Raw genomic sequence first — 14,438 nt, 5'->3', positions numbered from 1 at the left:
CGGCCGCCGCCGACCGTCGGGTCCCGGGCTCAGTCGCCGGCGAGGTCCCGGTGCTCGAAGAGCAGGTGCCCGGCCGCGGTGAGCAGTGCCGCCGCGGCGAGCATGACGAGCGCGGGGACGGGCCTGAACGGTTCGGCCGGGACGTTGGCCAGGTGGTGGAACGGCGACGCGTCGAGGACGAGGCGCGGCCAGTCCAGCGCGGGCCCGATCGTCTCGATCAGGTAGGCGGCGACCGCCACCGCCGCTGAAACGGGCACGGTCAGCCGTGGCCGCGCGCCGAACAGGAGCACCGCCAGCCCCGTGGCGAGGGCGGCGACCGGGAGCGGCGCGAGGGTGGCCGCGACCGTGTCGGCGAGGCCGACGCGGGCGTTCGTCGCGGCGGCGCCGGCCCACATCGCGACGGCGGCGGCCGACGCGAGCAGCAGCGCGGACGCCAGGGTCAGCAGGACGTGCCCGCCGAGCCAGCGGCGGCGCGTGACGGGCCGGGTGAGGACGTGGTCGAGGCGCCCGGCGGCCTCCTCGGCGCGGGCCGCGCCGATCCGCCAGCACGTGAACAGCGCGATCAGCAGGCCGATCAGGATGCCCATGGCGCCGACGAACCCGGCGGCGACGTCCCCGGCGTCCCAGCCGAGCGATTCGAGCACGCGCCGGTAGTCCGGATCGTCGGCGGCGAAGTCGATGACGGTCGCGATCAGGGCGCCGGCGACGAACGCGTACCCGGCGATGCCGAGCAGCCAGCCGACGAGCATCCCGCGGGCGCCGCGCCAGGCGAAGGCGGTGGGGCCGCCGAGCAGCCGGAGCCGCGGGTCGGCGCGGTCCGGCTCGGCGATCAGCGCGCCTCCGGCGTCACGGCGGGTCCGCAGGACGACGGCGACGGCGGCGAGGACGGCGGGAACGGTCAGCGAGACGGCGAGCGCCGCCCAGTCCGGGTCCCGGTAGGGGTGCAGCTCGTCCAGCCAGCCGAACGGGGTGAACCACCGCAGCCAACCGCGCGAGTCGGCGCTGTTGGCCGCCATCCGCAGCAGGAACAGGACGCCGAGCACGGCGGCCGACACGCCCGTCACGCGCCGCCGCACCTGGAACAGCTGGGCGGCCACGGCGGCGACCCCCGCCGACGTCGCGGCGAACCCGGCGAGTCCCAGCCCGAACAGCACCGAACCGGCCACGCCCGTCCCCGCCAGGGCCAGCGGGACGGCCGCCGCGGCGCCCGCCGCGACCGCCGCGCCCGCCAGCACGGCGAACTGGGCCCCGACGACCCGGACCGGACGCACCGGCGCGGCGAGGACCAGCTCGGCGCGGCCGGACTCCTCCTCGCCGCGCAGCAGGCGGCCCGCCGCCAGCAGCGCCCAGATGCCGACGATCGCGGCCAGCACCCAGCCCGCGTCCCAGACGATGTAGCCGCCGGTCGTCTCGATCGCGTGCGGAACGCCCTGCAGCATCCGCACGGCCGGGTCGTCCGCCAGCGCCGCCAGCTTCCGCCGGGACGCGGCGTCGGGATAGGTCCGCTCGTAGGTGGCGACCTGGACCACGACGTAGAAGGCGATGGCCGCCACCAGCCAGCCCACCCCGCGCCGGACGAGCCGTGCGGCCAGCAGGCCGACCCTGACTCCGGTCGCGCGGCGCCCCTCGGCGCGCGGTCGCGTGGCGAGGCGGCGCGCCGGTACGGCCCTGGTCATTTCGCCGCCTCGTAGTAGCTCAGGAAGATGTCCTCAAGCGTCGGTTCATGACTGCGCAGCCGGACCAGGGGGCACGCGCTCAACCGCGCCAGCACGGGCGCGGGCGAGCCGGTGACCGAGACCCGCACCCCGCCGTCGACGGCCTCCACCCCGGTCACCCCTGGCACTCCGGCGAGGTCCGGGACGGGCCCGTCCACGATCGCCTCCAGCACCGTCCCGCCGAGGGCGCGCAGCTCCTCCAGGGCGGCGACCTCGATCAGCCGCCCCTCCCGGAGGATGGCCACCCGGTGGCAGACGTCCTGGACCTCGTCGAGGATGTGGGACGACAGGAACACCGTCTGCCCCCGGGCGGCGGCCTCGGTGGCCAGCGCCTGGAACTCGGCCTCCATCAGCGGGTCGAGGCCGGAGGTCGGCTCGTCCAGGAGCAGCACGTCCGGCCTCGTCATCAGCGCCGCTATCAGCGCGAGCTTCTGCCGGTTGCCCTTGGAGTAGGAGCGGGCCCGCATGGCGGGGTCGAACCGGAGCCGCTCGATCAGCTCGTCCCGGAAGGGCACGTCCACGTCTCCGTGCAGGTTCCCCAGATAGGTCAGCGTCTCCGAACCGGTGAGCTGCGGCCAGACGGCGACGTCCCCGGCGACATAGCCCACGTGGCGGTGCGCGCGCTCGACGTCGCCGACGGGCACGTCCATGATCCATGCCCGTCCGGCCGTCGGCCGGGCGAGGCCGAGCAGCAGCCTGATGGTCGTCGACTTCCCGGCGCCGTTCGGGCCGAGAAAGCCGAAGATCTCTCCCCGGCCGACCTCCAGATCGAGCGAGTCCACCGCCAGGACGGACCCGTATCGCTTCGTCAGACCCTCGGTCCGTATCGCCACCCTGCCCATCGCGCCTCCCGCGTGCTCGCTCTGGACGCTACGCACGGGATCACCGCATGGCCGCGGCCAATGGTCCCTGCGGATCCGGCCGTTCGGCACCTGCTCCGGCGTCTGGTCAAGAACGACGGTGGTCCACCGCGCGTGGTCGCCTCGGGCGGGCTCGACATCGCGTCCGCCGCCGCGTTCGAACTCGTGGCAGGCCGGGGCCGCGCGAGTGCGTCGAGGACCGAACGTCCTCCGCGGAAGGGACCTTCGCGCGTACCCGGGCCGGCCGCACTCCGCGAGCCTGGAAGTGCAGGCCCTCGCGGGAGAAGGTGAGCGCGATGCGGAAGAAGGTCCTGGTCCTCGGCGGGAACTTCGGCGGGTTGACCGCGGCGATCAGCGTCAAGCACGCCCTGGACGGCGACGTCGACGTCACCGTGGTGTCGGCGTCCGACCGGTTCCTGTTCAATCCCTCGCTGATCTGGCTGCCGTTCGGCAAGCGCTCCGCGCGCGACATCACCTTCCCGCTCGGCCCGACCTTCGAGGCGCACGGCGTCGAGTTCGTGCACGCCGAGGCCACGGCGATCGCACCGCTCGCGAAGCGGGTGAGGACGACGGCGGGGACGTACGAGTACGACTACCTGGTCGTCGCCACCGGCTACCGCAACGACGCGGCCGTCCTTCCCGGGTCGACGCCCGCGAACGGCGTCCACACGATCACCACGCTGCCCGACGCCGAGGAGGCCGGTGCGGGCTGGCGCCGCCTCCTGGACGATCCCGGCCCGGTCGTCATCGGCGCGACGCAGGGCACGGGCTGTTTCGGCGCGGCGTACGAGTTCCTGTTCAACACCGCCTACCAGCTCAGGAAGGCCGGGCTCAAGAAGCGGGTCCCGCTGACCTACGTGACCGCCGAACCGTTCCTCGGCCACTTCGGCATCGGCGGGCTTCCCGGCGGCGAACGCCTCCTCAAGCTCTTCTGCAAGAAGGAGGGCATCCGGACGATCACCGGAACGGCACTCGCCGAGGCGTCGCCCGGCAAGCTCCTGCTGGCCGACGGCGGCGCCCTCGACTTCACCTACTCGGTGATCATCCCGCCGTTCCTCGGGCAGCGGGTCATCGCCGCGACGCCCGGGCTCGCCGACGCCAAGGGCTTCGTCCCGGTGCGCGACACCTACCAGTCGGTCGCCCATCCCAGCGTCTACGCCGTCGGCATCGCCGCCGCCGTGGACGTCCCGTGGACGACGGCGATCCCGGTCGGCGTGCCCAAGACCGGCTTCCCCACCGAGGTCCAGGCGCGCGTGGCGGCGGCCAACATCGCCGCCCGGATCCGCGGCGAGGAGCAGACCCGTCGCAAGAGCTTCGGTGACATCCCCGCCGTCTGCGTCATGGACGCGGGCAACAACGGCGTGATGATCCTCGCCGACCGCATGCTCCCGCCCCGCAAGGCGGGCGTGCTGATCCCCGGCCCCCAGGCCCACGCGGCCAAGCTCGCCTTCGAGAAGTACTTCCTCTGGAAGGCCCGCAACGGCCACGTCCGCCTGCCCTGAACCGCCGGCCCGCCCGGGCCGTGACCGCGAGGAGGCGACGTGAACGCCCGGCACGAGGTGACCGCGCCCCTCCGGCTGCTGCGCACCTGGCGGCTGCTCACCGCCGTGAACGAGCAGCTGCACGCCGACGACGCCGACGACGCGGGCGCGCACCGGGCGGCCGCGATGTTCAACGTCCTGCGGGACGAGGTGCTCCGCTCGGTGTCCCCGCCGTTGGCCGAGGAGGTGCGCGGGCTGCTCCCGCCGCTCGACGAGCACTCCGACGTCGCGGGCACGCGCACGGCCTGCGCGGCCGCCCTCGCCTGGCTGGACGGTCTCATGACCGGCGTCCTCCCCCACCTCGCCGAGGGCAACGGGAACCCGCCCAAGCGGCCGATGACCGGAAACCCCTGATCGACCCTTCAGCGGCTCGGACGGCCGGCGGAACCGGATCCGGCGTCGCCGTAGGCCCTGCCGGGCCCAGATAGGCGCCGTGGCCGGAGCGCGCGTGTAGATGGTCTGCCCGGACGCGGTGACCGTGCGCTCGGGGATCGGCGGGCCGGACTGGTAAGTCCGGTTATCCCATCAGGACCAGGACGAAGAAGCCGAACGGGACGACGAGGGCGGCCGCCTGGATCCGGCCGCGGCCGGTGAGCCGGTCGCGACGTCTGAGGGTCCGGGTCGCCCACTCCGGCCGAAGGCGACGGCGGAGGAGGTCAGCGGACGCCGGTACACGGCGAGCAGCACCTTCCACATGGCGGTCGTCAGCACCCGGAACCGCAGGGTGCTGCGGCTGAGCGCGGCCGCGTCGTCGGCCGCGGCCGCTTCGGCGATCTCGTCGGCGGCCATGGCGAGCCGGTCGAGGCGGCAGGCCAGGAAGCGGGTCACGGGGGTCTTCCGGCCGGTCCCGTTGAGAGAGCCGAGCACCACGGCGGCGGCCGCTCGCGCCTGCGCGAGGACCTCTTCGGCCGCCTCGCCGGCGGCCGCCGACCGCGGCCGCGCGGGGGCGCCGTCCACCGCCGTACTCAGCCGCGCCAGTCCCGCCGCGCATCGCCGGTGCTGCCGTCCCAGCGGCGCCGGAACCTCGATTACTTCTTTCACGGCCTGTCCCCTCGTCTGGTGGAAGCGCCGCTCGTGAATATCAGGATGGCCGGAGACCGGCCCGGCCATCAGAGTCGAAAGTCCCGAAAACGCGGTCAAGGAGCATGGGCTCCCGGAGATGATCGGGACGCCGTCTTATTGGAGTTTCGGCAACGCCCCGTATGGGACGGACGTTAATGGCGCGGCCGTCCAAATCCGAGCCGTACGCCGTCCATTACCGGAGCATGACGCCCTTGTCCGCGGACGCGCGGCGGCGGCGTCGGCGGAGTTCGTCGGCCGCCCAGACGATGATCGGGAACGCGGCGATGATGGCGAGGACGTCCCAGGGCAGGGCGGCGGTGCCGAGCAGGTTTTGCAGGGGCGGCAGGTAGATGAGGGCGGCGGCGAAGAGCACCTCGAAGCCGATGCCGGCCAGCAGGAGCGGGTTGGTGGTCAGCCCGACCTGGCGGAGGGAGGCATGGTCGGTGCGGGCGGCCATGGCGGTGCCGATCTGGCAGGCGACGAGCCCGGCGAACGTGGCGGTGGTCGCGGTCAGGTAGGCGTGGTGCAGGGCGTCGCCCTTGCCGGTGGGATCGCCGGGATGCCAGCCCGCGCGCCACAGCACGTAGAAGAACACCGACATGACCAGGGTGGCGGAGATCAGGCCGATGAAGCCCCAGGCGCGGAGCAGCATGTCCCGCGAGATCACCCGTTGGGAGGACGGGCGCGGCGGGCGGTCCATGATGCCGGGCTCGGCGGGTTCGCGGCCGAGCGCCAGCGCCGGGAGGGTGTCGGTGCCGAGGTCGATCGCGAGGATCTGCAGGACGGTGAGCGGCGGCGGCACCAGCCCGCCGCTGAGCGCGAAGACCAGGAACGGGACGATCTCCGGGACGGCGTGCGCGAAGATGTACAGGATGAACTTGCGGACGTTGTCGTAGACCCGGCGTCCGGACTCGATCGCGGTGACGATGGTGGCGAAGTCGTCGTCGGTGAGCACCATCGTGGACGCCTCGCGGGCGACGTCGGTGCCCGAGCGTCCCATCGCGACGCCGATGTGGGCCTGGTGCAGGGCGGGCGCGTCGTTGGCGCCGTCCCCGGTCATCGCCACGATCCGGCCGTGCGCGCGCAGCGCGTCGGCGACCTTGAGCTTGGTCTCCGGGGAGGACCGGGCGAAGACGATCTCGGCGTCGCCGGTCAGCAGCTCGTCCAGTTCGTGGTCGTGGATCCGCTCGGACTCGGCGACCACGTGCAGCCGGGGCTCGCCGATGCCGACCTCCGCCGCGACGGCGGCCGCGGTGGCGCCGTTGTCGCCGGTGACGATGTGGACGCGCAGGCCCGCGCCGTGGCAGCGGCGGACGGCGTCGGCGACCTCCGGGCGGGGCGGGTCGTACAGTCCGGCGAGCCCGACGAGGCGGAGCCCGGTCTCGGCGTCCTCCCGGCGGGCCGGCGCGTCCGCGCCGGGCGGCAGGTCCCGCACGGCGACGGCGAGGACGCGCAGCCCGCGCCGGGCGAGGTCGGCGACGACGGCCATGACCGCGTCGCGATCGGCGCCGGACGCGCGGGCCAGCACCGCCTCGGGCGCGCCCTTGACGTAGACGGTGAGACGGTCGTCGTGCCGGGCGACGGTGGACATCAGCCGCAGCCGCGCGTCGAACCGGAACAGCGCGCGGCGGCGGCCGTCCCGGGCCGCGAGCCGCGCGGGCAGGTCCGGGCCGCTGCCCTCGACCAGTGCGATCTCCGTCGGATCGCCCTGCAGCTCGCCGTCCTCGGTGTAGGAGGTCGTGGTGCATTCGGTCATCGCGCGCGCCAGTTCGGCGGGCGGCGTCCCGGAGGCGATGCCGGTCCGCGGGGTCCAGTACGCCTGGAGGCGCATCCGGTTCTGGGTGAGCGTGCCGGTCTTGTCGGTGCAGATGACGCTCGTGGAGCCGAGCGTCTCGACCGCGCTGAGCCGTTTGACCACCGCGCCCTGCTTCGCCAGGACCCGGACGCCGACCGCCAGCGCCAGCGTGATGGTCGGGAGCAGGCCCTCGGGGACGTTGGCGACCAGCAGCCCGATCGCGAACATCAGCGCGTCCCGCAGCGGGAGGCCGACCAGCGTGCCGATCAGCAGGAACACCGCGCCCATGCCGACCGCGACCGCGGCGATCAGCCAGGCGACCTTCTTGACCTGCGTCTCCAGCGGGCTGTCGCGGCGCGGGGCGCGCTGGCTGAGCGCGGCGATGCGGCCGAGCTCGGTGTGCCCGCCGGTCGCGAACACGATCGCCCGCGCCTCTCCCCCGGTGCAGGTCGTCCCGGAGAAGACCAGGTTCGGTTCGTGCACCAGCGTGACGCCCTGCTCCGACGGGGCGGCCACGCGTTCCACCGGCGCGGACTCGCCGGTCAGCATCGACAGGTCGATCTCCAGCGCCCCGTCGGTCAGCCGGGCGTCGGCGGGGATCTTGTCCCCTTCCGCCAGGACGATGAGGTCGCCCGGGACGAGTTCGGCCGCCTCCACCGCCTGCCGGCGTCCGTCCCGGACGACGTCGGCCCGCTCGGGTAAGTACGCCGCCAGCGCCTCGACCGCGCGCTCGGCCTGGTGCTCCTGGAGCAGCGCGAACACCGCGTTGATCACGATCACCGCCAGGATCGCCCAGCCCAGCACGTGCGTCCCGGCCACGAACGCGAGCGCGCCCGCGCCCCACAGCAGCAGCGCCAGCGGATGCAGGAACTGGGCGGACAGCAGGCGGGGCAGGGACCGCCCCTCGCGCCGCCGGACCCGGTTCGGCCCGTACACGGCCAGCCGCCGGGCCGCCTCGCGTCCCGACAGGCCGCGGTCGCCGGTGTGCAGTTCCCTGCGGAGCAGCGCCAGGGGCTCGCGCGGATCGGCGGTCGCCGTGCCCGGGTCCGCGGAGTGCCCGACGCCTGAATGGTGATTTCGCACGGTATCCCCCGGTCAGCGCAGGCGGCGCGGCAGGGCCGACGGGCGCGGTTCGCGGATCAGGCGGACTCGTCCGGCCACGGTGCTCGCCATGCCCCGGTTCGGGCCGAAGAACCGCAGGTAGAGGCTCTCCTCGCTCAGCCCGATGCCATCGGTCGGCAAGGCGAACGGCCACGCGTCCGAGGGCCTGTCTGTCATGCCCTCAGGATCGAACGGGCCGGACGCGCGGATCAGCGCCCCAAGGTCACCGGCCGCGGGGACCTTCGTCCCGCGCCATCGTCTGCGCCACGGGCGGCGGCGCCGGGCCCAACGGCCGGGTCCCCCGGGGCCAAGGTCCCTAGGGCCGACCGCCGCGCGCGGCCAAAGTTCATGTCACCGGCCCACGCGCAGAAGGAGGCTCCCAATGCCTGGCACAGTTCCAGAGCAGTTCGACATCCAGGTCACGGCCACCACGGATGTGGCCCAGGACGATGTGCGACGCGCCCACGAGATCGTCACCCGCGTGCTGGCGCACGCACCGCGCCCGGTCCTGCACGTCAGCGTGACGCTCAGCGTGCACCACGACCCCGCCGTGCCCAGGCCCAATCTGGTCTCGCTCCGCGTCGATCTCAATGGGGTCCCGGTCAACGCCCACGCCGCGGCGGCCTCGATGCAGGAGGCCATCGGCCTGGCCGGTACCCGGCTGCGGGCCCGCATGGAGAGTTCGGTCCAGCGCCGGGACACCTTCCGCAAGACCCCGCGGCACGCCGGGACGACCGGCAAGGGCGACCGCCGATAGCTCGGATGAAGGACGGACGCCGCCCGCACCGGGACAAAGGTCCCTACGGACGGGCGGCCGCGCGGCGGACGCTGGGATCGGCGAAGCGTCGGCAACGGGCGGCGCGCCAACGCAGAGGAGCGTCACGATGGCGAGGCAGATCATCCCAGAGTCCCCGGTCCTGGTCCTCGAACACCGGGTGGCGGTACTGGAGCGGCAGGTCGCCGCGCTGACCGAGGCGGTACGCCTGCTCGCCGCCGCCCTGGAGGGCACTCCCCTCGACTCCCCCGACAGCGGCGCGGCGGCCCCGGCGGCGCGGCGCGCGCACGAGCTGCTCCTGCTGCCGCCGCTGGCATCCCACCGACCGCACTGACCTGAGGAGACGGACATGTCCACGCGACGAACCACGATCCTGGCCGGAGCCGACGGCTCCGCGTCCTCCGACCACGCCATCGGCTGGGCCGCGGACGAAGCCGCACACACCGGCACGGCACTGCGAATCCTCCACGTCGTGGAGACGGCCACCCTGGACCGTCCCGGGCACACCACCGACGGCATCTCCGAGGCCCTGGTGAAATCCGGCAACCGGATCCTGGAGGACGCCCGCGCCCTGGCGCTGCGCCGCCGTCCGGCTCTGCGCGTCGAGACCATGCTCGTCCACGACCGCACCGTCGCCGCCGGGCTGCGCCAGTACGCCGACGAGGCCACCGCCGTCGTCGTCGGGCACCGGGGCCGGGGCGGCTTCACCGGACTGCTGCTCGGCTCCACCAGCCTGCGCCTGGCCGGGCACTACCCCGGCCCCGTCATCGTGGTCCGCGACGGCGGCGACACCGCCACGGACGAGGTCGTGGTCGGCCTGGACCTGGCCGAAGACCCGGCCCCGGTGCTCGACCACGCCTTCGCCGCGGCCGCCGTCCGGGGCGGGCTGTTGCGGGTGGTGCACGCCTGGCGCCCGCCGGCGCTGGCGATCGAGGCGCGGGTGGAGTGGCCGATCCTCGCCGACTCGCTGCGCGGCCGCCTGGCCACCGCCCTCGCGCCGTGGCGGGAGCGCTACCCGCAGGTCAAGGTCGTCAAGGACGTGGTCGCCGGGCACCCGATCGAGGCGCTGGCCACGGTCTCCGCGGGCGCCGCCCTGGTCGTCGTGGGCTCGCGCGGACGCTCCGTCCCGCTCGGCTCGGTCAGCCACGGCGTGATCCACCACGCGCACTGCCCGGTCGCCGTCGTCCGCCCCTACGAATGACCCGACACGACGAGGTGATCCCATGAAAGACCTGCTCCGCATCGCCGACCTCACCGCCGACGACCTCACCCTCCTGCTGGAGCTGGCCGACGGCTTCGAGGAGGAACCCGGATCCGCGGGCCACCTGCTCGCCCACCAGATCGTGCCGATGTACTTCGCCAAACCGTCCACCCGGACCCGCCTGTCGACCGCGGCCGCGGTCGCCCGGCTCGGCGGCACACCCGTCCCGGTCGGGCCCGGCGAACTCCAGCTCCGCCGGGGCGAGACCATCGGCGACACCGCCCGCGTGATGAGCTCCTACGCAGCGGCCATCGTCATCCGCACCTTCGCCGACACCGACGTCGCCGACCTGGCCGTGGCCGCGGCCGTCCCGGTCATCAACGCGCTCACCGACGGACACCACCCGCTCCAGGCCATCACGGACCTGCTCACCATCCAGGAGCACTTCGGGACCCTGCGCGGCCACCGGATCGCCTACCTCGGGGACGGCGGCAACGTCGCCCGCAGCCTGATGGAGGCCGCCGCCCTCGCCGGGATGGACGTCGCCGTCGCCACCCCGCCCGGATACGCGCCGCCGGACGCGGCCATCACCTTCACCGCCACCGAAGCGGACAGCGGCGGTGGCGGCTTCGTCCTCACCACCGACCCCGCCGAGGCCGTCAAGGACGCCAGTGTCGTCTACACCGACGTCTGGCTGTCCATGGGCGACCCAGACGGGGAACAGGCACGGCGCAGGAAGGCGCTCGCGCCTTACCAGGTGAACGAGCGGCTGATGGGACAGGCCCGCGACGACGCCGTCTTCATGCACTGCCTGCCCGCCCATCGCGATGAGGAGGTCACCGCGGGCGTCATCGACGGAGGCCGCTCGCTGGCGTTCCGGCAGGCGGCCAACCGGCTGCCCGCCGCCCAGGCGGTGCTGTACGCGCTGCTCACCGAGCGGCTGAAGGGGCGCCGATGAGGATCGTCACGGCTCTGGGCGGCGTGTCAGTTCGTACCCCGGTCACGCGTCCTTGAGGGGGACGCGCCAGGACAGCACCGTCCCGCCGCCGGGCCGTGGTTTGGCGGTGCACGAACCGCCCAGGCCGCTGGCCCGCTCATCGATGTTGCGCAGGCCGCTGCGGCGGCCGCCCTCGGGGATGCCGACGCCGTCGTCCTCGACCAGAACCGTGACGTCGTCGCCGACGTCGATCTTCACGGCCGCCTGGGTGGCCTGGGCGTGCCGAGCGACGTTGGACAGCGCCTCCCGCACCACGGCCAGGAGATGCTCACCGGTCTCGTCGTCGACGGCCGTGTCGAGCAGGCCGTCCAGCCGGACGGACGGGGCGAACCCGAGCTGCTCGGTCGCGGCGTCCACCAGCGCGTGCACGCGGCTGCGCAGCGACTCCTCCACTTCGGGCCCCTGCAAGGCGAAGATCGTGGAGCGGATCTGGCGGATGGTGTCGTCCAGGTCGTCCACGGCGCGCTGGACGCGCACCGCGACCTCCTTGCGCTGGATGAGCTTCATCGCCGCCATCAAGCCCATCGCGGTCGCGAACAACCGCTGGATCACCGTGTCGTGCAGGTCCCGGGCGATCCGGTCGCGGTCCTCCAGCAGGGTCAGCCGCTCGGCGTCACGGCGCCGCTCGGCCAGCTCCAGCGCGACCGCCGCCTGCCCGGCGAACGCCTCCAGCAGCCGCTGCGTCCCCGCCGAGAACACCGCGCCGCCCGGCCGGTTGATCACCGACAGCACCCCGCGCGCCGAAGCTCCGAGGCCGAGCGGCACCACCAGCAGCGGCCCGATCGGCACGTGCACCGGGACGTTCGCCTCCTGCGCCGCCTTGCTCCCATCGGCCAACCGCAGCGCCACGCCCTCGGCGAACACCGGACCGGCGACCGAATGGTCCAGCGGCACCCGCAGCCCTTCGAGCCCCTCGGCGCCTTCGCCGTGCGCGGACTCCACCAGGAAGTCCCTGCCGCCCTCCTCAACGAGCGCCACCGTCGCGAGGTCGGCGTCGGCGATCTCGCGGGCGCGCTGGGCGACCAGCGCGGTCACCTCATGCGGATCGGTCCCCGACAGCAGCGCCGTGGAGATCTCGCCCGAGGCCTCAAGCCACCGCTCCCGCCGCCGCGTCTCCTCATACAGCCGCGCGTTCTCGATCGCGACCCCCGCCGCGGTCGCCAGCGCGGTCACCACGACCTCGTCCTCCTGGTCGAACTCACCCCCGCCCGCCTTCTCGGTCAAATACAGGTTCCCGAACACCTCGTCCCGCACCCGGATCGGAACGCCCAGGAACGACCGCATCGGCGGATGATTCGCCGGGAAACCACTGGAAGCGGGATGCCCGCCCAAATCCGGCAGCCGCAGCGGATGCGGCTCGCGGATCAGCAGCCCGAGGATCCCGTGGCCTTCCGGCCAGTGCCCGATCGCCTCGATCTCGTCCTCACCGACACCGACCGTGACGAACTGGACCAGCCGCTCGCCCTCCTCACCGATCACCCCCAGCGCGCCGTAACGTGCGTCCACCAGCGTGATCGCGGCCTCGGTGATCCGCCGCAGCACCGACTCCAAATCGAGCTCACTGCCCACCGAGACAACGGCCTCCAGCAACGCGTGCACACGATCACGCGTCGACCGGGCCGCCTCCAACCGCGCCTGCAACTCGGTCAGCAAATCGTCCAGTTGCAGTTGCGGCAGGATCAGCCGCGCCCTGTCCCGCCCCGCGCCAGAATCCTCAGCCACACCGCCAGTATCGCCGACCGAATGTCGCTGGGTAAGAACCCAGAACGCCGCTCCACCCTGCACACACAGTCACCATTCGCGGCCCCGACTGCAGGGGCAGCGTCTCGAACCGCGGAAAGGGCCGGGGTTGACCGGGGTCACTCCGAGGGCGGCGCGTGCTTATACCTCGGCTCCGCGCAGAGCCCGGGCGATGTCGCACGCCCACGCGGCGACCTGGTCGCGGTCGCGGAAGTCGCCGCTGGACCGCTTGGCGATCTTGGACGCCAGGAATCCGCCGGCGTCCGGGGAGAGGCGTCCGCCGAACGTGGCGTGGCCGCGGGCGTGCAGCCGCCGGGCGAACTTGGCGACACCGGCCGTCGGATCGATCTCCCTCTCCTCGGCGGTGTGGTCAAGCGGCCCGCTGCTGAACAGCCACACCGGGCGATGCGCGAGCGCGTCCCCGTAGTGGCGGACGAAGTGCCGCGCCTCCCGATGCCACCGCCCCGCGTACAGGGCGCCGCCGACGACGGCGGCGTCGTAGCCGTCCAGCGCCGCGACCTCCCCGGCCGGGCGGACATCGGCGTTCAGCCCCGCCTCGCGCAGCGCGGCGCCGATCCAGTCGGCGATCTCGGCGGTCCCGCCGCGCTCGGACGCGTACGCCACCAGCACTCGCATCATGACTCCTCCGATTCCGGGTCGCCCTCGTGGACGACCGCGACGGGGCTCGGCAGCTCGTGCAGCACCGTCCTGGTGACGGCGCCGAGCAGGGTCGCGGGGGACGACCCGATCCCGTGGTCGCCGACCACGAGCAACGCCGCGTCCTGGGCATTGTCGGCCAGGACGCGCCCGGCGCGCTCCCTCACGAACCGCTCCTCGATCGCGACGTCGGGGTAGTCGACCAGGCACGGCCCGACAGAGCTGGTGAAGCGCGCCTTGGCCTGCTCCTTGACGGCCTGGGGGTCGGTGAAGGGGAGCCGGTCGGGCCCGGGCAGCGCGCCGGGGTCCCACCACGCGCACACCAGCCTCACCATCGCGCCCCGCAGCCGCGCCTCCCGCAGCGCGAAGCGCAGCGCCGCCTCGCTGGCCGGGGAGCCGTCGATCCCGACGACGACCCGCTTCGCGCGCTCGGGCCCCTCCCGGGCGGGCACCACGACCACCGGGCGCGCGGCGTGCGCCGGGACGTGCACGGCCGCCGACCCCAGCGGGAGCTTGTCGAACCCGCCCGTCCCCCGGGCGCCGACCACGATCAGCGCCGCGTCCGCCGACGCGTCCAGCAGCGCACCGGACGGCGTGCCGCGCAGCAGCACGGGCCGCACCTCCAGCCCGGGAGCGGCCTCCCGGGCGAGCCGGACGCCGTCGTCCAGCGTCAGCGTGCCCATGCGCCGGACGATCTCCAGCGCGTCACCGTCCTGGGAGCGCTGGGGATACGGCCAGTTCCACGCATGGCAGACCCGCAGCGGCACCCCTCGCAGGACCGCCTCGGCCGCCGCCCAGCGGACCGCGCTCGCGGCGGCGGGTGAAGCGTCGAAACCGACCAGGACCTCTCGTCCGTCCATTCTCGTCCACCTCCTTTCCTCTGAGCCTCACCGCCCGCGGACGCGTTGTTCAGAGGCCTGGGTCCGCCGATCCGCGGGACCTTCGGCCCTGGGAGCGCACGCGCGCGGGACGCAGGCTGGAGACGTCAGGAGGT

At 73.8% G+C, this 14,438-nt stretch carries 14 protein-coding genes; 6 read left to right on the top strand and 8 right to left on the bottom strand.

The features are described from left to right. Positions 1 to 29: 29 nt before the first annotated feature. Together ACH01S_RS24855 and ACH01S_RS24850 are read right to left on the bottom strand one after the other, a co-directional pair. Complete coding sequence (locus tag ACH01S_RS24855) at positions 30 to 1,676, bottom strand: efflux permease Rv1217c-related protein (RefSeq protein ID WP_067896114.1); 1,647 nt, start codon at positions 1,674 to 1,676, stop codon at positions 30 to 32. After that, positions 1,673 to 2,497: an ABC transporter ATP-binding protein gene (locus ACH01S_RS24850; protein ID WP_246236821.1), complete on the bottom strand. Its 825-nt coding sequence runs from the start codon at positions 2,495 to 2,497 to the stop codon at positions 1,673 to 1,675. The genes ACH01S_RS24855 and ACH01S_RS24850 overlap by 4 nt, the downstream gene beginning before the upstream one ends. Positions 2,498 to 2,871: 374 nt before the next feature. Here ACH01S_RS24850 and ACH01S_RS24845 point away from each other — a divergent pair, with 374 nt between their 5' ends. Together ACH01S_RS24845 and ACH01S_RS24840 are read left to right on the top strand one after the other, a co-directional pair. After that, positions 2,872 to 4,077, top strand: coding sequence for an NAD(P)/FAD-dependent oxidoreductase (locus ACH01S_RS24845; protein ID WP_067896108.1), 1,206 nt, complete (start codon positions 2,872 to 2,874; stop codon positions 4,075 to 4,077). A 39-nt stretch (positions 4,078 to 4,116) separates the two neighbouring features. Continuing rightward, positions 4,117 to 4,470: a hypothetical protein gene (locus ACH01S_RS24840; RefSeq protein ID WP_067896105.1), complete on the top strand. Its 354-nt coding sequence runs from the start codon at positions 4,117 to 4,119 to the stop codon at positions 4,468 to 4,470. Positions 4,471 to 4,641: 171 nt separating this feature from the next. Here ACH01S_RS24840 and ACH01S_RS24835 read toward each other — a convergent pair whose 3' ends face one another. The 3 genes from ACH01S_RS24835 to ACH01S_RS43810 form a co-directional block, all read right to left on the bottom strand. Further along, positions 4,642 to 5,157 (bottom strand): hypothetical protein, encoded by a 516-nt coding sequence (locus ACH01S_RS24835; protein WP_148344489.1) that lies wholly within the window; start codon positions 5,155 to 5,157, stop codon positions 4,642 to 4,644. 214 nt (positions 5,158 to 5,371) lie between these two features. Beyond that, positions 5,372 to 8,056, bottom strand: a complete 2,685-nt coding sequence (locus ACH01S_RS24830) for a cation-translocating P-type ATPase (protein WP_067896100.1) — start codon at positions 8,054 to 8,056, stop codon at positions 5,372 to 5,374. Positions 8,057 to 8,068: 12 nt separating this feature from the next. Next, the gene (locus tag ACH01S_RS43810; protein WP_148344490.1) at positions 8,069 to 8,251 is read right to left on the bottom strand and encodes a hypothetical protein; all 183 of its coding nucleotides are present in this window, start codon (positions 8,249 to 8,251) and stop codon (positions 8,069 to 8,071) included. A gap of 205 nt (positions 8,252 to 8,456) precedes the next feature. Between ACH01S_RS43810 and ACH01S_RS24825 the strand changes: the two genes are divergently transcribed. The 4 genes from ACH01S_RS24825 (at position 8,457) to argF (ending at position 11,008) form a co-directional block, all read left to right on the top strand. Further along, the gene (locus ACH01S_RS24825) at positions 8,457 to 8,831 is read left to right on the top strand and encodes a hypothetical protein (RefSeq protein WP_067896096.1); all 375 of its coding nucleotides are present in this window, start codon (positions 8,457 to 8,459) and stop codon (positions 8,829 to 8,831) included. 127 nt (positions 8,832 to 8,958) lie between these two features. Further along, on the top strand, positions 8,959 to 9,183 hold the full coding sequence (locus ACH01S_RS24820) for a hypothetical protein (protein ID WP_067896094.1): 225 nt from the start codon (positions 8,959 to 8,961) through the stop codon (positions 9,181 to 9,183). Positions 9,184 to 9,198: 15 nt separating this feature from the next. Further along, positions 9,199 to 10,050, top strand: coding sequence for a universal stress protein (locus ACH01S_RS24815; protein WP_067896091.1), 852 nt, complete (start codon positions 9,199 to 9,201; stop codon positions 10,048 to 10,050). A gap of 22 nt (positions 10,051 to 10,072) precedes the next feature. Next, complete coding sequence (argF, locus tag ACH01S_RS24810; protein ID WP_067896086.1) at positions 10,073 to 11,008, top strand: ornithine carbamoyltransferase; 936 nt, start codon at positions 10,073 to 10,075, stop codon at positions 11,006 to 11,008. A gap of 42 nt (positions 11,009 to 11,050) precedes the next feature. On the opposite strand, the gene ACH01S_RS24805 is transcribed toward argF, so the two are convergent. From ACH01S_RS24805 to ACH01S_RS24795, 3 genes are all read right to left on the bottom strand, one after another. Further along, on the bottom strand, positions 11,051 to 12,769 hold the full coding sequence (locus ACH01S_RS24805; RefSeq protein WP_067896082.1) for a GAF domain-containing sensor histidine kinase: 1,719 nt from the start codon (positions 12,767 to 12,769) through the stop codon (positions 11,051 to 11,053). A 159-nt stretch (positions 12,770 to 12,928) separates the two neighbouring features. Next, the gene (locus ACH01S_RS24800; RefSeq protein ID WP_218010382.1) at positions 12,929 to 13,426 is read right to left on the bottom strand and encodes a flavodoxin domain-containing protein; all 498 of its coding nucleotides are present in this window, start codon (positions 13,424 to 13,426) and stop codon (positions 12,929 to 12,931) included. Beyond that, positions 13,423 to 14,304 (bottom strand): universal stress protein, encoded by an 882-nt coding sequence (locus ACH01S_RS24795; protein ID WP_067896074.1) that lies wholly within the window; start codon positions 14,302 to 14,304, stop codon positions 13,423 to 13,425. The genes ACH01S_RS24800 and ACH01S_RS24795 overlap by 4 nt, the downstream gene beginning before the upstream one ends. Between the last annotated feature and the right edge of the window lie 134 nt (positions 14,305 to 14,438).

The sequence above is a fragment of the Actinomadura chibensis NBRC 106107 genome (assembly GCF_001552135.1).
Taxonomy (GTDB): Bacteria; Actinomycetota; Actinomycetes; order Streptosporangiales; family Streptosporangiaceae; genus Spirillospora; species Spirillospora chibensis.
The sequence above is the reverse complement of the archived record's forward strand: the minus strand, read 5'-3'. Positions and strand labels throughout refer to the sequence as shown.